Annotated in this window: 15 protein-coding genes; 14 read left to right on the top strand and 1 reads right to left on the bottom strand. The window is 44.9% G+C overall.

The features are described from left to right. Positions 1-164: 164 nt before the first annotated feature. Complete coding sequence (gene crn3 / locus VMX18_03410; protein ID HUT22426.1) at positions 165-1,346, bottom strand: CRISPR-associated ring nuclease Crn3/Csx3; 1,182 nt, start codon at positions 1,344-1,346, stop codon at positions 165-167. 977 nt (positions 1,347-2,323) lie between these two features. Here crn3 and ileS point away from each other — a divergent pair. The 14 genes from ileS (at position 2,324) to VMX18_03340 (ending at position 17,445) form a co-directional block, all read left to right on the top strand. Then, positions 2,324-5,329, top strand: coding sequence for an isoleucine--tRNA ligase (gene ileS, locus VMX18_03405; protein ID HUT22425.1), 3,006 nt, complete (start codon positions 2,324-2,326; stop codon positions 5,327-5,329). 75 nt (positions 5,330-5,404) lie between these two features. Continuing rightward, entirely contained in the window at positions 5,405-6,343 is a 939-nt protein-coding gene (locus tag VMX18_03400) for a Nif3-like dinuclear metal center hexameric protein (GenBank protein HUT22424.1), read from the top strand. Positions 6,344-6,506: 163 nt separating this feature from the next. Next, complete coding sequence (locus VMX18_03395; protein ID HUT22423.1) at positions 6,507-7,883, top strand: U32 family peptidase C-terminal domain-containing protein; 1,377 nt, start codon at positions 6,507-6,509, stop codon at positions 7,881-7,883. A gap of 105 nt (positions 7,884-7,988) precedes the next feature. Beyond that, positions 7,989-8,564, top strand: a complete 576-nt coding sequence (ruvA, locus tag VMX18_03390) for a Holliday junction branch migration protein RuvA (protein ID HUT22422.1) — start codon at positions 7,989-7,991, stop codon at positions 8,562-8,564. 56 nt (positions 8,565-8,620) lie between these two features. Continuing rightward, entirely contained in the window at positions 8,621-9,223 is a 603-nt protein-coding gene (locus VMX18_03385) for a Type 1 glutamine amidotransferase-like domain-containing protein (protein ID HUT22421.1), read from the top strand. Between the two features lie 2 nt (positions 9,224-9,225). Then, on the top strand, positions 9,226-9,855 hold the full coding sequence (locus tag VMX18_03380; protein ID HUT22420.1) for a class I SAM-dependent methyltransferase: 630 nt from the start codon (positions 9,226-9,228) through the stop codon (positions 9,853-9,855). Positions 9,856-9,874: 19 nt separating this feature from the next. Further along, positions 9,875-10,645, top strand: coding sequence for a DpnI domain-containing protein (locus tag VMX18_03375; protein ID HUT22419.1), 771 nt, complete (start codon positions 9,875-9,877; stop codon positions 10,643-10,645). A gap of 5 nt (positions 10,646-10,650) precedes the next feature. Next, positions 10,651-10,842, top strand: coding sequence for a hypothetical protein (locus VMX18_03370; GenBank protein HUT22418.1), 192 nt, complete (start codon positions 10,651-10,653; stop codon positions 10,840-10,842). Positions 10,843-10,918: 76 nt separating this feature from the next. Continuing rightward, complete coding sequence (locus tag VMX18_03365) at positions 10,919-12,061, top strand: hypothetical protein (protein ID HUT22417.1); 1,143 nt, start codon at positions 10,919-10,921, stop codon at positions 12,059-12,061. Positions 12,062-12,162: 101 nt separating this feature from the next. Further along, positions 12,163-12,576 carry a hypothetical protein gene (locus tag VMX18_03360; GenBank protein ID HUT22416.1) on the top strand — a complete coding sequence of 138 codons (414 nt, stop codon included), beginning with the start codon at positions 12,163-12,165 and terminating at the stop codon, positions 12,574-12,576. A 215-nt stretch (positions 12,577-12,791) separates the two neighbouring features. Continuing rightward, entirely contained in the window at positions 12,792-13,637 is an 846-nt protein-coding gene (locus VMX18_03355) for a BRO family protein (protein ID HUT22415.1), read from the top strand. A 36-nt stretch (positions 13,638-13,673) separates the two neighbouring features. Further along, a complete protein-coding gene (locus VMX18_03350; GenBank protein ID HUT22414.1) occupies positions 13,674-14,762 on the top strand; it encodes a peptidoglycan bridge formation glycyltransferase FemA/FemB family protein in 1,089 nt (362 codons plus the stop codon). Between the two features lie 598 nt (positions 14,763-15,360). After that, entirely contained in the window at positions 15,361-16,296 is a 936-nt protein-coding gene (locus tag VMX18_03345; GenBank protein HUT22413.1) for a hypothetical protein, read from the top strand. A 36-nt stretch (positions 16,297-16,332) separates the two neighbouring features. After that, positions 16,333-17,445 carry a hypothetical protein gene (locus tag VMX18_03340; protein HUT22412.1) on the top strand — a complete coding sequence of 371 codons (1,113 nt, stop codon included), beginning with the start codon at positions 16,333-16,335 and terminating at the stop codon, positions 17,443-17,445. The last annotated feature ends 20 nt before the right edge of the window (positions 17,446-17,465 follow it).

The raw sequence follows: 17,465 nt of genomic DNA, 5'->3' as shown, positions 1-17,465 counted from the left end.
AGGAGTGAGTAAAGCTTACTCTGCTTGAGGGGGCGAAACTAGTGCAGTCTCGCCCTATGTTAACAGCCCTTTTCCCTGTGCAAGGGAACGGCGGGCTGTGATGTGCCGCAGAAGACATATTATTTGTAGCAGCCCTGTCTTCTTTCTGGGGGCTGGAAAAAGAATTAAAGGGTGATCTGGATCACCGAGCCGAGAACGGTGTCGGGATCGTGGGACATCGCCACGGTGGCGCCCACGCCCGGCTGGAACATCGCGACCCACTTGGCCTTGGCGTGGTACGCCAGAGCCAGCGAGACGGCGAGCCAGTTGGGTCCGCGGCCGGAGATGACCAGACCCTTCTGCTCGGGGATGGCCGGCGGCACGACCTTGTCGAGGTCGGCGACGGCGAACGTTACGCCCTCGATCTCGAACGTGAGCAGCATGTAGCCACCCTTGTCTTCGACCGAGAATTTCAGGTTCGGGCCGGCGCCTTCCCCGTCGGGGTTGGTCATGCCGATCCCGACCGCGCCGAGCCTCGGATCGTTTAGGGAGCTGAACGCCGGGTGCACGCCGTGCACCAGCGCCAGGCCCATCCACGCCGGCATCGGGCCGTCGAACACGACGTGATCCGCCCGGCCGAAGCCGCGGGACCGCAGGTGCTCGTCGAGCCCGGCGAGGTCGTCCCCGGTCCAGTCGATGGTCTTGATGACCCGCCCGTTGGGGAGGGTCTTCTCGATCACGCCCTTGCCGAGGGTGTCCGCGATCTGGGCCGTCGTGATGGTAGTGTTCTCGCTCATGTCCTTCTCCTCTTCGTACTTGGCGAGCTCGCTCGCCGTGATGGTGGTGAGCCGCTGGGCGATCTGCCGCAACAGCTCGGAATCGATCTCCGTCCCCCTCTCGAGTCCACAGATCGTGCCGGCGATGGGGGCGTCCGCCTGCACGTTTTCGATCTCCTCACTTCCGACCAGTCGGGATCGGAGGAGCGCCAGGCACTTCAGACCGAGGGCCTCGCCGAAGCGCTGCCACTCACTGAGCTCCTCGTCCTTCGACGAGAGCACAATGAAGGCGTCGCACTTGGCGAAGATCGCCTCGTTCTGCTCGCTCCTGATTCCGCCGACATCCACCAAGGTGATGGGGATGTGGCAGTTCTCCAGACCGTTCAGGACGTAGTCCATGAACTTGCTGTCGAACTTGCCCTTGCGGCGAATCCGGGAGACGAGCTCCTGATCTGCCTTGTTGCTCCACGTTCCCTCACCGTCCGGCGCGCACCGGAACAGGAAGGAACCCTCTCGTGGCAGAAACCTTCTCAGGTTTGCCACGAACACCGACTTCCCCGAGTGTGGGGGACCACACACGATGACCTTCATTTTCCGTCTCCCTCCGACTCGAGGTCGGCATTGTTTTGAATAAAGAACCCGCTTTAGCCAATAAAGAGTTTGTGGGCTAAAGCGGATTTGGGAGCAGATGAGAGTGCTCCCAGTTGAAGCGGAGAGTTTATCTCCAATGGGTGAGATTGTGTTGGAAGGAGCTCTCTCTTTCGAACCGCTCCCTGAGAGCGGTGGGGTCGAAGAGGAGCTCGAGCAGGAGCGGCCCTTTGCAGTCCGCGGGGACGATACCCCACAGACTGCGGAATTTGCTGATATCCTCCTTGACGAAGGACTTCAGCATGTGAAAGCTCACGACCAGACTCAAGACAATCAGGATGGAAAACATGTTGCCTCCTTCCCATCCATGGTTGTTTAGCGGCACCGGTGGGAGTCGCCTGCCTGCCGGCAGGCAGGAACCCACTCTCATCCTCGATGACCGGTTGACCGGCCGGACTACCCGTCCTTTTTTTATCGAGCGATGCCACTTTAGGGTAAATTACCCTTGCCAAATTTCCTGTTTCCGGAAAAGCTGGCGAGGATACCCTATCTTTATATTCATGAAAAAAGCGACTGAGGGATCTCTTCCCCTGAAAACTTCTAAAAGATAAAAGAATTCCAGGAAAGAGATCTCCCAATCGCTTTAGGCGATCAGTATTCATCACCTTTTGCGGCATTTAAGCAGACCTCAGCTTATGGCCTTACCCTTCAACTATTCAACTATTTAGGGTAAAAGTGATGCGCCATTTAACGGAATGGCAACGGCTCTCTCCTTTTTTAATCAACACATCATTATATCATATAAATATCATTTTGTCAATGTTAGCAAGTATTATTTAGCTAAATTTAGAAAAAAATTGTATATTTATCTCGTTTTCTGAAAGGTCGAAAAATGCGAATTATTCTTAATTTTTATAATTGACTGCCCAGCTCAAACATGCTAAATTACCATTATAATTCACTAAAAATTCAACAAAAATATGAAGTTCTCAGCTGACAGAAAGCAATTTCCCGAACGCGAAGTTGAAATAATGGAATATTGGTTAAAAGAAAAGATTTTCGAGGAATCCGTCAATACGCGGCCGGAGTCAAAACCGTTCGTGTTTTTCGACGGCCCGCCTTTTGCCACCGGCTTGCCGCATTACGGTCATATAGTGCCGGGCACGATCAAAGATATTTTTCCCAGATACAAGACAATGCAAGGTTTTCAAGTCGATAGAAAATGGGGCTGGGACTGCCATGGCTTGCCGATTGAGAATTTGGTGGAAAAGGAATTGAAATTAAAATCCAAAGAAGACATTGAAGAATACGGCATTGATAAATTTTGCGAAAAATGCCGCGAAAAAGTTTTAATGTTCTCGGACGAATGGAAAAAGATCATCGCCAGGCTCGGACGCTGGGTGGATATGGACAGCGGTTACAAAACCATGGACCCGCAGTTTATGGAATCGGTTTGGTGGGGATTCAAGGCTTTGCACGAAAAAGGCTTGGCTTACGAAGGGTATCGCAGTATGCACATTTGCCCCAGATGCGAGACGACTTTGTCCAATTTTGAAGTCTCGCAGGGCTACATGGATGTTTTTGACATCTCGGTCACTTGCAAATTCGAACTTGAGGAAAAAATCGACGGCTTGGCCGCTTTCGTGCTGGCCTGGACGACCACGCCGTGGACGTTGCCGGGCAATGTGGCTTTGGCCGTGGGCGCGGACATGGATTATTCAATTTGGAAAAAACAAGAAGTCGATGGCGGAGCCGAGGAACTTTTGATTTTGGCGCAGACCGCGGAACCGAGAGTGTTCGGACATTACGCGGAATATTCCGAGGGAGACAAATCGTTTGTTTTTCACGAGACCGAGGCCAACCGCGATTTCAAGTTTGAATTCATAAAGAAGATCAGGGGGGCGGAATTGGAAAACAAAAAATATGTCCCGCTGTTCGATTATTTTTTAAGCGAGGAACTGCCGAATAAGGAAAATTTATACAAAATTGTCTCCGCGGATTTCGTGTCCACGGAAGAAGGCACGGGCGTGGTGCATATTGCCCCGGCTTTCGGCGAAGACGATCTTAATTTGGGACAAGAGAAAAATTTATCTTTCATTCAGCATGTGACGCCAAACGGTAAATTCATTGATCAGGTTCGCGAATTTTCCGGACAGGAAGTCAAACCCAAGGGCGATCCCACCAAAACGGACAAGGAAATAGTAGCTTTTTTGGCCGCGCAAGGCAATGTTTTTTTATTCGAAGATTTCGAACACAGCTATCCGCATTGTTGGCGTTGCGACACCCCGCTTTTAAATTACGCCACCTCCTCGTGGTTCGTGAAAGTGACGGATATAAAAAACGAAATGATTAAAATGAACGATCAAATAAATTGGATGCCCGAGCATTTGAAACAAGGACGGTTCGGCAAATGGCTGGAGAACGTCCGCGACTGGTCGATTTCTCGAGCCAGATTTTGGGGCAATCCGATTCCGGTTTGGAAATGCGTGTGCGGGGAAAAGAAAGTGGTTGGCTCGATCAAAGAGCTCGAAGAATTAAGCGGTCAGAAAGTGACTGATCTTCACAAACATTTCGTGGATAAGATAATGTTTCCGTGCGAAAAATGCGGCTCCGCCATGCAAAGGGTGCCGGAAGTTTTTGACTGTTGGATGGAAAGCGGATCAGTGCCGTTCGCTCGAATGCATTATCCCTTTGAAAACGAAGAATATTTCAAAAATCATTTTCCGGCCGATTTCATCGCCGAAGGCCAGGATCAAACGCGCGGCTGGTTTTACACCTTGCTGGTTTTATCAACCGCTTTGTTTGACCAACCCGCGTTCAAGAACGTGGTGGTCAACGGCATGGTTTTGGCCGAAGACGGGCAGAAAATGGCCAAATCGAAAAAGAATTATCCGGATCTCATGGCCGTGGTCGATAAATACAGCGCGGACGCGCTCAGATTTTATCTGATGTCCTCGCCCGTGGTGCGAGCTGAAGATTTACGGTTCAGCGAAAAAGGCGTTGATGAAGTTTACAAAAAAGTGATTTTGCTGGCCACCAATGTGTTGTCGTTTTATTTGATGTACGCGACCGAGAAACCGAAAATCGTTTCCGGCGAAAATATTTTGGACAAATGGATTTTCAGCAAATTGAATTTGATGGTCAAGGAAGTCACGGAGAATTTGAACAAGTATGATTTGAATCGCGCTCAAAAGAGCATTCAGGATTTTATCAACGAATTATCGACCTGGTACGTGCGCCGAAGCAGGGAACGAGTCAAAGGCGATGACTTGGCGGACAAAGAAGCCGCGTTATCGACGCTTTATCAATCCTTGATGACTTTAAGCCAAACCATGGCGCCGTTCACTCCGTTTTTGGCCGAATTCATTTATGACCGCATCGGCGGGGAGAAAAAATCGGTTCATCTGGAAGATTGGCCTTTGTTTGACGAAAAGCTAATTGATCAAAATGTTTTGTCCATGATGGACAAAGCCAAGCAAGTCATTGAAATCGGTCTGGCCATCAGGCAGAGAAAAGGAGTCAAAGTCAGGCAGGCTCTGTCCGAGCTGGAAATCGTTGATCATAAATTTAAGGATGAGTATTCGGACTTGATCAAAGACGAATTGAACGTGAAAAAAATCAGCGTGGTCTCCGATTTGACTTACGGGGGAGAATGGCGAACGATCGAGGACGCGCCCGTTAAAGTGGCGTTGAATACGGAAATCACTCCCGAGTTGGAAAAGGAAGGTTTGGTCAGGGAAATCATCAGGTCAATCAATAATTTGAGAAAAGGCGCGGGTTATTCCATTGAGGATCGGGCGAAAATATATTTCGAAACATCCGAGGAGGATTTGCGCGAGATTTTGACCGGAGAATTCGGGGAAGAGATAAAGAAAAAGACTTTGGTCGATGAAATAATCGAAGGGAAAAAAGAGCTTGAAGACAGCGCTTGCGCGCAGCTTAAAATCAATGGCAAGGAAGTTTGGTTTGGGTTGGAGAAAAATTAATATGGCGCGGGCGGGCGACGTGTAGAGACGCGCCATGGCGCGACTCTACACGTCGCCCGCGCTTTAAATAACAATATGAAAGTACAACAAATATTCGAATTGGCTTTAAAGATGGGTCAAGCCGCGGATCTTCGCGGGACAAAGTCCGTGCAAAAATATTTGGCCAGACAAAAAGATCTTTTCGACAAAGCGTCCAAAGAGGAAAAAAGATTCTTCGACAAGGATCGGCTGGTCAATCCGTACGCTGATTCCGCGATTTTGTATGACAATAAAAAAGAGGTGAAAAAGATTTTGGTCGGCATAGATATTGATACCGCTGAAATTCTTTTGGCCAAAGAACTGGGCGTGGATTTGGTGATTTCCCATCATCCTCGAGGCAAAGCCCTGGCCAACGTGCCGCAAGTGATTGATCTTCAAGTCGAGGTGTTGGCCGGATACGGAGTGCCCGTCAATGTGGCCGAAGGACTTTTTAAGGTGAAGATTTCCGAGGTGGCGCGAAATGTCGGGAGCAAAAATTACAACAGCGCTGTGGACGCCGCCCAACTGCTTGATATCAATTTCATATGTTGCCACACCATTTGCGATAATTTGGTGGCTGATTTTTTGAAAAAACAAATTTCGAAAAAGAAATTCGAATACGTCGGAGATTTGATGAAGCTTTTCAACGCGATTCCGGAATATGAGGAAGCGAGAAAGATGGGCGCCGGACCAATGCTTTTTTCCGGTCATGAAAACAATCGTTGCGGCAAAATAGCGATTACTGAAATTACGGGCGGCACGGAAGGCAATCCGCAGATTTACGAAAAGATGGCCAATGCCGGCATTGGCACGATCATCGGCATGCACATTAGCGAACAGCATAAAGAAGAAGCGGAGAAAAATCATTTGAACGCTCTGATCGCCGGGCATATGTCATCTGATTCGATCGGCGTCAATTTGCTTTTGGATCAATTGGAAAAAAAGAAGCTGGAAATAATTCCGTGTTCTGGGTTGATCAGGCATAAAAGAATTTAAAATAAAAAACCGCCAAATTCCAATCAGGCGGTTTTTTGATTGGCGCGGGCGGGCGCCGCGTTGCGGCGCGTAGAGACGCGCCATGGCGCGTCTCTACAACGGGCGATTGCCCGTCCGCCCGCGCCATTGATTTTTTCCCAAAATATGCTAAAATTTCGTTAATATGAACGATTTTATAAAATCGGAATTGCTGGCCCCGGCCGGAAATTTGGAAAAATTAAAGACTGCATTCGCTTTTGGAGCGGACGCGGTGTATTGCGGTATTCCGGATTTTTCGCTTCGGGTTCGAATCAATCAATTCGATTTGGAATGTTTGAAAGACGGCATTGAATACGCTCATGATCTGGGCAAAAAAGTTTTTATCACGGTTAATATTTTCGCGCACAATTTTCATTTGCCCGAGCTTGAAAAATATTTGCTTGAATTGAAAAAAATAAAACCGGATGCGCTGATCGTCTCCGATCCCGGAGTTTTGACTTTGATCAAAGAAATTTGGCCGGAGGCGGAAATTCATCTTAGCACGCAAGCGAATTGCACGAATTGGCGCGCGGCCAAGTTTTGGTTTGATCAAGGAGTGAAAAGAATCATTTTGGCGCGCGAAGTCACGCTTGATCAGATCAAAGAAATTCACGAAAAAGTTCCCGAGGTCGAATTGGAAGCTTTCGTTCACGGCGCCATGTGCGTGTCGTATTCGGGCAGATGTTTATTGTCGAAATATTTTATGAATCAAAGCGCCAACCTGGGCGATTGCACGCAGCCGTGCCGGTGGGAATATAAAATAAAAAATAAAATATCAAAAATAAAAAAAATGGATGATATTTTAATGGAGGGAAAATCACCGGCGGAAAGCTTGCCTTTCCGATCCCTCGAAAATAAAAGATCGGATTTTTATATTGAAGAAGTGAAAAGGCCTGGAGAATTTTTGGAAATAACCGAAGACGAGCATGGAACGTACATTTTAAATTCCAAAGATTTGTGTTTGATTGAATATTTGAAGGATTTGGCAAAGGCCGGCGTGTCGAGCTTTAAAATTGAAGGTCGGGCCAAGAGCGTTTATTACGCGGCCACGGCCACCAAAGCTTATCGCCAAGCGATTGATTCAATCAATGAAAAAGATTTCAAAAACATAGCGGCAAGATTGAAAGAAGAATTGAAAAAAAACATCAATCGCGGATTTACGACCGGATTTTTATTTGGAAAAGAAAATGTCGAGCAAAGGTATGAGAGCGGGCATGAGGGTTGCGATTATGAATTCGTTGGGATGGTTACAAATACAAAAAATGATGAAATTACGAATAATTACAAATATGCGGAAGTCAAGGTTCATAATGTTATTAAAATAGGAGACGAGGTGGAGCTGGTGGCGCCAAAGGGTGAAAATTTTTCAATGACCATAAAGGAAATGTTTGATTCAAAGACCAAAGAGCCATTGACCGAAGCTCATGGCGGGCAGGGTTTGAGTGTTTTGATTGGACTGGATAGGCCAGCGCCGGAGTTTACGGTATTGAGGAAGTTGAATATACAAGATTACGAGATTTGAGTACAGATTATACGAGATTAGCTCCATAATTTCCAATCTGTACAATCTGTATGTTTATCTGTAATCTCGTAAACTCACCCAATTCGTGCTAAAATAGATATAAATATGCTTTCATTCATCAAGGGAACAATCAAAAACAAAGGCGAAAATTTCGTAATTTTGGCAAGAAATGACCTGGGTTATAAAATATTCACCAATAAAAAACTGTTGGCCGAGTTGAGTATCGGCGACGCGGCAGAATTTTATCTTTATGAAAATATCAGGGAAGACGCTGATGACCTTTTCGGGTTTTCGAGCTTTGAAGAGCTGGGGCTTTTTGAAAAATTGATCTCGGTTAATGGCGTGGGCCCGAAAACCGCGCTCAATGTCTTTGCCGCGTATTCGGTCAATCAGATATTGTCAGCCATTGCCAATGGGCAAGCCGAAGTTTTCGATGAAGTGTCGGGCTTGGGCAAAAAAACGGCCGAGCGAATCGTTTTGGAATTAAAAAATAAAGTCGAGTATTTGGAAGGCGCTGATTCGTTTGAAGCGGTGTCAATTAATAATGATACCGTAGAAGCCTTGATGACTCTCGGCTACAGCAAACAGCAGGCCAGAGACGCTTTGAGCAAAGTTTCAAAGGAAATCGTGGATTCGGGGGAGCAATTGAAAGAGGCGTTAAAGTTTTTAGGAGGACGGTAATTTTGGGAGGCTGGAGGTTAGGGACGAGGGCATGGAAGCTGGAATTTGTAATTAATATGGAAAAAATTTTACTTACATCGGCGGGGTTTTTGAATAAAAAGGTCGCTGAAAAATTTATTGAATTGTGCGGCAAACCGTCACGCGAAATACGAGTGATTTTCGTGCCGACAGCCTCGCGAAGCGATGAAGAATTAAAATACGTAAAGGAATCATATAAAGAATTACTGGATTTGGGGATTAAAGACATAAAAACGCTGGAATTGGATCATACAATAAAAACCGATGAAGTTGCCGGCTATGATGTCATTTACGTCTGCGGAGGCAATAGTTTTTATTTATTGAATAAGATCCGCGAATCGGAATTTGACCGGATATTAAACGGTTTTGATGGCGTTTACGTCGGCGTCAGCGCCGGCAGCATTGTGGCCGGGCCTGACATTGAAACCGCCGCTCCTTGGGATGAAAACGATGTTGATTTGCGGAATACAAAAGGATTGGGGTTTGTCGATTTCGCCGTGGCGCCGCACTATGAAGAAAGCGACAAGGATGTTATTGATGAATGGAAGAAAAAGGTCTCTTATGAAATTAAGGAAATAACGGATAATCAAGCTGTTTTGGTCGAGGGGGATGAAGTGGAATTGGTTGGATCAATAAAATAAATATGACTATTTGGGATAAAATTTATAAGAATTATCAGCAAGGCGGCCAAGCTTGGGCGACTCTTTCGGAAGAAATCCATCCTTTATTTAAAGAATTTTTAAATCAATCTGATTTTGAAATTAAATATGTTTTGGATATCGGGTGCGGTACGGGAAAATATTTGCAATTTTTGGAAGCAGGCGGATTTAAAACAGATGGCATTGATTCGAGTGAAACAGCGGTGGAAATGACAAAAAAAGAGCTGGGCGATGATTCCGTCATTCTTTGCTCGAATATGTTTGAATTTGAAATTCCTAAGGATAAATACGATTTGATACTGTCCATCGCCACGATCCACCATGGAACAAAGGCGCAGGTTCAATCTTTGATAAATAGAATTTTTGAGTCAATTGTTACCAATGGAAGAACCTTCATTACGTTGCCTGATCTTGAAAGCAGTAAGAAATGGAATACTTTTAAAAATCATCAGGAAATATCCGAAGGGACTTTCGCCCCATTATCGGGTCCGGAAAAAGGATTGCCTCACAGTTTTTATACAAGGGAGGAAGTTCAAAAATTGTTTTCAAAATTTAGAGATCTGCAATTGGATTTGGATAGCCATGGCAGATGGGTCGCGCGGGCTTGTAAATAAATTTTAAAGTCTAATAAACATGAAATTATTTTTTGATAAAAAGTTAGCTACAAATTATAAAAGCGCTTCGCAAAAAGCGCGCGTTTTGACGGAAAATTGGGTTGATCATTCCATCTTTTGTCCGAATTGCGGCCGCGTTGAAATCGATAAATATCCGAATAATCGGCCGGCAGCCGATTTTTATTGCGCCAATTGCCTGGAAGATTATGAATTGAAAAGTAAAAGAGATTCCATGGGTTTGAAAATAGTCGACGGAGCGTATAAGACCATGTTGGATCGTCTGAAAAGCAGCGCCAATCCCAATTTCTTTTTTCTAAATTATAATTTGAAGAGCTTGCAGGTAATAAATTTTATCGTGATCCCCAAACATTTTTTCGTGCCTGAAATGATCGAGAAACGAAAGCCGCTTCCTCCATCCGCTCGCCGCGCCGGCTGGGTGGGCTGCAATATCATTCTAAAAAGCATTCCTCAAACCGGCAAAATATTTTTCGTCCGAGATAAGCGAATTGCGCCGAAGAAAAAGGTGCTGGACGACTGGAAGAAAACTTTGTTTTTGCGAGAAGAAAAAGAAATATCAGCCAAAGGCTGGACGCTTGACGTCATGTGCTGCGTTGATCAAGTCGGGAAAAAAGAATTTTCGCTCGATGAAATGTATGCTTTTGAAAAAGAATTAAGCCTTTTGCATCCAGAAAATAAGCATATCAAAGACAAAATCCGCCAGCAGTTGCAGTTTTTGCGCGATGGCGGGTATTTGAAGTTTTTGGGCAGAGGGAAATACAAACTCAATTAAAAAATATGGAAATCAATATCTCTCCCACTTCCGCTAAAATCATGTTAAGATTCAATCCGCTGGCGCGCTTGAAAGTCATGTGCCGCGGATATAATGAAGATCTGAAGAATTTCACGGAGCTGGTTTGGGAGGATGATAAATATTTGGATTTTTACGATTCCCTGACGTATCCGGAGTTTCAGGCGTGGTGGGTTTAGTAAAGGCGACCGATAACGCGCGCTTTTTACGCGAGGACGAAATTAGTAAAGAAGATTTTTGAGACATTAAATTAATATGAAATTTTACTTTGATAAAGTCGATAATCTTGCTGGCTTTTCTACCAAGAATGTAAAAGACGGCGAGGTGGCAGAAATTTTAATACGCGCTAAGTTAACGTCAGACGAGCCGGTTTTTTACAAATACATGGATCAAATATCAAACTTGTTTCTATCCCGAGCAGGTGTTCTGGAAGATTCAGTATGCCAGTTCCTCATTGTTATACATGATGATTTGAGCGCGGATCTATATGTGAATGATTTTAAAGTATTAGTTGAAATTAAGGCAAAGAGAGATGTAAAGGTTGGAGAGGCCATAACCGATGCCGACGTCGCAGACATCAGAAAAATAAAGTTTGGTGATATAAGTATTGTTTCAAATGACAGTGTAATTTATTGTTTTAAAGTTGGATGGCGATTTGGATTATTTTTTGATTTTACTGCGGTTGATTTCCACACGGGAGATCACCAACAATTAGATATGGAGAAAATGGAATTATCTATAGGCGGATTGTATAGATATCTTTCTTTTTATCATGTTTATAAAACCCTGGAGGCGGGGGCTCAGTTCGCTGATATGAGGAAAGATGGTTGGTTCCCTTTTATAGAGATTATTGCCATTGCTTACAAGCAATTGACTGAAGTCTATCAAAACAGATTTGATTTTGAAAACAGAATTAAAATTATTGTAGATAGTTTTGATTCAAGTCGCATAAAGAAAATAACAGAAAAGTGGTGGCAAAACAAAATTTTTTCAGAAAAAAAGGCTTTGATTGGGGCTGGTGTTAATGCTTATATGCAAAATAATCCGGATGGATTTGTGACTTGCATAAAAACATTGTGGTCTGAGATTGAAGGAGTATTGAGAATACTTTATTTTGTAGATACGGGGAAAGGCGTTGGAATAAAATCATACGAGTTATCCAAACACATTGTCGAAAAGGCGAAAAATAAAACTGGTTCAGATCATTCATTGTTATTTCCTCTGCCATTTTTAACATACTTAAAGGATGTTGTCTTTGCAACCTTTAATGTCGAGGCTGGAAATATTGGTATGTCGCGCAATTCAGCGGGCCACGGAGTTGCGGAACCACAACAATATACAAAGCAACGTGCTTTACAGTTGATTTTGATTCTTGATCAATTATTTTTTTACAGTTAAGTATGTTTGTCGTTATGTTTACCGTGTCAATAATTCATAAAATAACGGAGATGATCGAATATGTTAGATTGATAGTAATACTATCAGGCCTATTGACCCCCATGATTGCTATTTTTGTAGCGTATATCGCATATCAAGAACACAGAACAAGATCTGATCAATTTAAATTAAATCTATATGACAGAAGATACACGATATATAAGGCAATCACTGCTTTATTGCGTGATGCCATGATTAATGCGACAGTTAACCCTAAAGTCCTAAATCAATTTATCGCAGATACAAATGAAAGAGAATTTCTATTTGATAAAGAGATTCCCAATTATATTGACACTCTAAGAGGAAAGGCGATACGTTTAGCAATGGTGAGCAGATTATTGAATGATGCAAGGTTACCTATTGGAGATAAAAGAACAGGGTTGGCTCAAGAAAGTTATGATTTGTTGACTTGGTTTCAAAAACAATTTGACGAATCAAGAGAACTTTTTAAAAAATATTTAATATTTAAAGAATAATTTTTTAATATAATGAGAATCGAAGAATTTTCTGATCAAACCTCCTGGCAAAATTTTGCCCTTTCCCCAAAAACCTCCTCTCTTTTGCAATCCTTGAATTGGTCCGAATTCCAAAAAACCCGCCAGCAAAAAATCCGGCGGTTGGAGGTAAAAGACGGAGAGAAAATTTTTAGCCGGAAAGAAAAATAAGTTTTTGAAATAAATTTGTAAATATCATGGCAAAAAAGGAATCAAAAAACAAAACAATAGCGATTTTTGAAGGAAATCAAATTCGCCGTCATTGGGACGGAGAAAAGGAAATCTGGTATTTCTCGGTAGCTGATGTAATAGCGGTTCTTACAAAGAGTGATAATCCGCAGGTTTATTGGCGCGTGCTGAAAAAACGATTGATTGATGAAGGTTCAAATGAAACCGTTACAAAATGTAACGCTTTGAAAATGATTGCCCCGGACGGCAAAATGCGTCTTACTGACGCGGCTGATACCGAAACCATGCTTCGTCTTATCCAGTCCATCCCTTCTCCCAATGCCGAACCATTTAAACTTTGGCTGGCGCGCGTGGGATATGAACGGCTGGAGGAGACCGCTGATCCGGAATTGGCGATAGACCGCGCGCTAAAGACTTATTGGCAAAAGGGGTACAGTCAGGAATGGATCAATCAACGCTTAAAAAGTATTGAAATAAGAAAAGCGTTGACCGATGAATGGGAAAAGCGCGGCGTGAAAGATGGATTGGAATTTGCCATTCTCACCGATGAGATAATCAAGGCTTGGGCAGGATTGACCACCAAAGAATACAAGCGGTTGAAAAATTTGAAAAAGGAAAATTTACGCGATAATATGACGAATCTTGAGCTGGTTTTGAATATGCTTGCCGAAACCGCCACGACCGAAATTTCCCAAAAACGTCAGCCGAAAAATATGGATGAAAATAAAATCGTGGCAAGAGATGGCGGAAGCGTGGCCGGTAATGCCAGAAAGGACATTGAAAGCAAAACCGGAAAGAGCGTCATTAATGGCAGTAATGAGCGGCAATTGAAAAACAAAAATCCTCGTCATTGAAATTGAATAATTTTATTAGGCTTACACCTTTGCATTATGATTGTCGAACAATCTCAAATTCAAACCCCCTATTCTTCCTTCAACGCCGCCCAAAAAACCGGCTCTCTTTTACAATCTTTTGAATGGGGCGAATTTCAGTCCGGCCGCCAGCAAAAAATCTGGCGATTGGAGGTAAAAGACGGCGAGAAAATCTTGGCGCAAATGTTTTTTTGGAAACATCGGTTTTTGATCGGACAAAACGGCTTGTATTGCCCCAGAGGCCCGGTCGTTTGCGATGAAATTTTAAATGACGAGCAAAAGCTCGAGCAGGTTTTGAAATTATTATTTGAAAAAGTCCGTGCGATTGCCAAAGAAAACAAATCATTGCTTTTTCGAATCGATCCCAATGTGATAATTGACGCCGGAAATTTGCCGGAAAAAGAAAAGTGGTCGAGCTTGGCCATTGATGAAAAAAATGTTTGGAAAAAAGCTTTTGAGAATCTGGGTTTGAAAAAATCAAATGACGAAGTCCAGCCGGCCCACACCATCATGCTCGATATTTCACAGTCTGAAGACGAATTGCTGGCGAAAATGAGCCAGAAAACCAGATATAATATCAGGCTGGCTGAGAAAAAGGGAGTGAAGGTCGAGGAGTCAAAAGACGCGGCCACGTTCTTTGAATTATTGAAACAAACAACGGCTCGGCAAAAATTCGGCGCGTACCCGCTGAAATATTTCGAGGATATTTTAAAATTCGATTTTTCGAAATTGTATTTGGCGAAATTTGAAAACAAAGTTGTGGCCGGGATTTTGTGCGTTTATTATAAAAACGTGGCCACCTACCTTTTCGGCGCCTCTTCGGATAAATATCGCAATGTCATGGCCCCGCACCTTTTACAGTGGCGCGCTATTTGCGACGCGAAAAAAGAAGGCTTTGAAATTTATGATTTTTGGGGAGCCGCGCCCGCTGATTCCAAAGTGAAAAAGGAAAAGTCCTGGCAGGGTATTACCAGATTCAAACAAGGTTTTGACCCGAGCCGGCCGATTTTTGAGTATTTGGGGTGCTATCAGCTTATTTTCAGGCCGGTTGTTTTGAAGGTGTGGGATTTGGGGTACAAGATGTACAAGATTTTGCGTGCGAGATAGTACCAGATAAAAGATCAGCAAGATTTTGCGCGTTAAATAGTGTTTGTCATTTCGCCCCCTCGACTCCCACTCGGGGTCGCTCGGAGCAAGCTGGAATGGAAGAATCTTTTTCATTAAACGCACCGCCTATGCCATTGTCGCTGTTTTGTGGATTCCCGCCTGCCTGCCGGCAGGCAGGCTTTCGCGGGAATGACGAACGGGGCGGTACTACGGTCGAGATGACAGCATCGGTTTGGACTAGGGGGGAAGTTTGTCATTATGAAAAATTATTCGAAAAAAACAAATAAAAAATTGACCCGATACCGCACGCCGTCAAGGAGAAAATCAGCGGATTATAAAAGAAATATCGGCAAAACAGCTGGGAAAATGGTTTGATTTTGCCAATGAATTTGAAACAAAGCCATGAAAGCGAGCGCGCTTTCTTTTTTTTATCCACATTTTCACAATAAAGTCAGATTTATTTCAATGTTTTGTGGTATAATTTTATATGGAGAATTCTTTTTTCTCCGGGAGAAAAAGTCGAAGAAATTTAAATTTTTAAGCCCATTTCAGTGTATGAGGTTTCATTTTGAATATTGAGGAAATACTTCCGGTTTTTATGGTTTTAAAAAATGTTAAATTTACGATCGCGATTTTATTGACGCTTTTGACTTGCCAAATTTTCGGCGGCAAGGAGATTGTGTTTGCCATGACCAGCTCGAATTACATTATTGATTGGGATTCTCTGAATTCGGGCGGCACGGACAATTCGTCTTCGACCAATTATCAAGCCATAGACACCTTGGGGCAATTGAGCTCGGGCCAGAGCGCCAGCAGCAATTGGTCGGTGAACGCCGGATACAGACAGGCGGAAAAACCCAAATTGCAATTTCGAGTCAACGCGCAAAACGACGGCAGTCGGGTGGATTATTCCGCTTTTGACTTGGCCGCTTTTTCGGTGACGGTTTCTTCGGCAATCGGTTTTGCCAGCGGCGACTTTATCGCCGTGGTTGAAAATGAAGGTCAAGGGCAAAAAGTGGCCATAGGCGAAATCGTTTCGGTGATTGGCAATGACTTTACGGTTGATAAATGGTCAGGCGATCAAGCGACCATGAGCGCGAGTCCGGCCGGCGGAGACGACGCCGTGTATTTGTTGGATAGACAGATGTTGTCGCTCGGACAATTGACCGACGCGACGGTGGCCACGGGCGTGGCCATGGCCGAAGTCGATACCAATGCGGAGTCCGGTTACACCGTTTACATTACCGAAGATCATGATTTGAGATTGGGCGAAGGACCGTATGTGACCGTGGATGTCAGCGACGGCACGGTCAGCATCGGCAGCACGGAATACGGCATCTCCACCACGGGCGATCAAGCCGTCGGGTCAGGTGATTGGCCGATCAGCTCGACCGCTCAGGACGTGGCCGTTTCCACTGACAAGCAAGATAACGCTCGCGTGGCCGTGATTTACAAAGCGTCAATCGATTCAGCGGAAATGGCCGGAGGAGTTTACACTCATACCACCAGCTATTATTGCGTGGCCGGTTTTTGAAAAAAATAAAATATATAAAATATAAATAAAATATGTATGTATAGAAAAAGCATCTCGTCCCTCATCTTCATAATTATTTTCACGGCGACTTTCTCGGTCGCCTTGGTTCCGATCGACGCCCAGGCCGATAACGGCGTAATTTTATACGCCGATCTCAATGAAGACGCCAATTACAATGGCGGCGGCACGATTACGCCCGCTCTGCCCGCCTCGCATGGCGCCTGGCCGAACATCGCGGAGAGCGCGACCGATGAAGTTTTCTTCTCTTTTGTCGCTGAGGGAGAGTTCGCTTCGGATGACACCATTTCTCTAGAATTGCCTGCCGGTTGGAGCCTCGACACCGCTTGCGTCAGCGGCAACACCACGGATATTGATGGAGACATCACTCCGGACGGCGCTTGGACCTCGATAGGTCTGATTGCGACATATACTTTTTCCGGATCGACCACCACGTCCTCAAGCAACGGCGTGGAATTTTGTCTGACCTTGACCGCGCCCGCCGTCGCTCCGGATCAAATGGATGCCGTTTATTTAACCGCTTCCAGCGTCAATAGTGAATTCGGCGCAGTGTTGCTTTACTCCGGAGATGAAAATGACGTGACTGTGACGGCTTCAGTGGAAACAATTTTAAGATTTGAAATAAGAAACACGACTGACACGGGATATACCAACGCCTGCGGTTTGGGTTTGCTGGGGTTAAACACGGTGGCCACTTGCGAATACCGTTTGAAAGTTTATTCCACGGCCAGCGGAGGTTACACGGTTAAGATAACGAGTGACGGCGACTTGCGCACGTCCGGTTCGGGCGCCGTGGCCGACGGGTTGGACATTGATTTGGTGACTGAAGGCGCGGGCGCGATAACCAACAGCAGCGCCGAAGCCTATGGCATCGCCGTGACCGCGGGCAGCTGCAGTTATAGCGGCGGCACCGCGGCTACGGAATTGGGCAATTACACGGATGACGATTCTCCCATGCCCGTTGACGGCAGCACTGTGGAAGATTTGTATGATTGCGCGGGCGTGAATTCTCCGATTTCAACGGATCTGACCAATACCGCGTTGATTCAGCATCGCGCCAAAATCGACGACGGCACCAGTTCCGGCACTTACACGCAAACAATGACATATTACGTGACCGCCAGTTTTTAATATTTCCCAATTCCGCATTT

It is taken from the genome of Candidatus Bipolaricaulota bacterium (assembly GCA_035528115.1).
In the GTDB taxonomy this organism is placed as follows: domain Bacteria; phylum Patescibacteriota; class Patescibacteriia; order UBA11705; family DATKZF01; genus DATKZF01.
The sequence above is the reverse complement of the archived record's forward strand: the minus strand, read 5'-3'. Positions and strand labels throughout refer to the sequence as shown.

Excerpts from the sequence above, each read along its gene's own strand:
- VMX18_03350 (HUT22414.1), top strand. The coding sequence starts at position 13,674 with ATGATTGTCGAACAATCTCAAATTCAAACCCCCTATTCTTCCTTCAAC.
- VMX18_03385 (HUT22421.1), top strand. The coding sequence starts at position 8,621 with ATGGAAAAAATTTTACTTACATCGGCGGGGTTTTTGAATAAAAAGGTC.
- ruvA (HUT22422.1), top strand. The coding sequence starts at position 7,989 with ATGCTTTCATTCATCAAGGGAACAATCAAAAACAAAGGCGAAAATTTC.
- VMX18_03370 (HUT22418.1), top strand. The coding sequence starts at position 10,651 with ATGGAAATCAATATCTCTCCCACTTCCGCTAAAATCATGTTAAGATTC.
- VMX18_03360 (HUT22416.1), top strand. The coding sequence starts at position 12,163 with ATGATTGCTATTTTTGTAGCGTATATCGCATATCAAGAACACAGAACA.
- VMX18_03380 (HUT22420.1), top strand. The coding sequence starts at position 9,226 with ATGACTATTTGGGATAAAATTTATAAGAATTATCAGCAAGGCGGCCAA.
- VMX18_03395 (HUT22423.1), top strand. The coding sequence starts at position 6,507 with ATGAACGATTTTATAAAATCGGAATTGCTGGCCCCGGCCGGAAATTTG.
- VMX18_03345 (HUT22413.1), top strand. The coding sequence starts at position 15,361 with ATGGTTTTAAAAAATGTTAAATTTACGATCGCGATTTTATTGACGCTT.
- VMX18_03340 (HUT22412.1), top strand. The coding sequence starts at position 16,333 with ATGTATAGAAAAAGCATCTCGTCCCTCATCTTCATAATTATTTTCACG.
- ileS (HUT22425.1), top strand. The coding sequence starts at position 2,324 with ATGAAGTTCTCAGCTGACAGAAAGCAATTTCCCGAACGCGAAGTTGAA.
- crn3 (HUT22426.1), bottom strand. The coding sequence starts at position 1,346 with ATGAAGGTCATCGTGTGTGGTCCCCCACACTCGGGGAAGTCGGTGTTC.
- VMX18_03400 (HUT22424.1), top strand. The coding sequence starts at position 5,405 with ATGAAAGTACAACAAATATTCGAATTGGCTTTAAAGATGGGTCAAGCC.
- VMX18_03375 (HUT22419.1), top strand. The coding sequence starts at position 9,875 with ATGAAATTATTTTTTGATAAAAAGTTAGCTACAAATTATAAAAGCGCT.
- VMX18_03365 (HUT22417.1), top strand. The coding sequence starts at position 10,919 with ATGAAATTTTACTTTGATAAAGTCGATAATCTTGCTGGCTTTTCTACC.
- VMX18_03355 (HUT22415.1), top strand. The coding sequence starts at position 12,792 with ATGGCAAAAAAGGAATCAAAAAACAAAACAATAGCGATTTTTGAAGGA.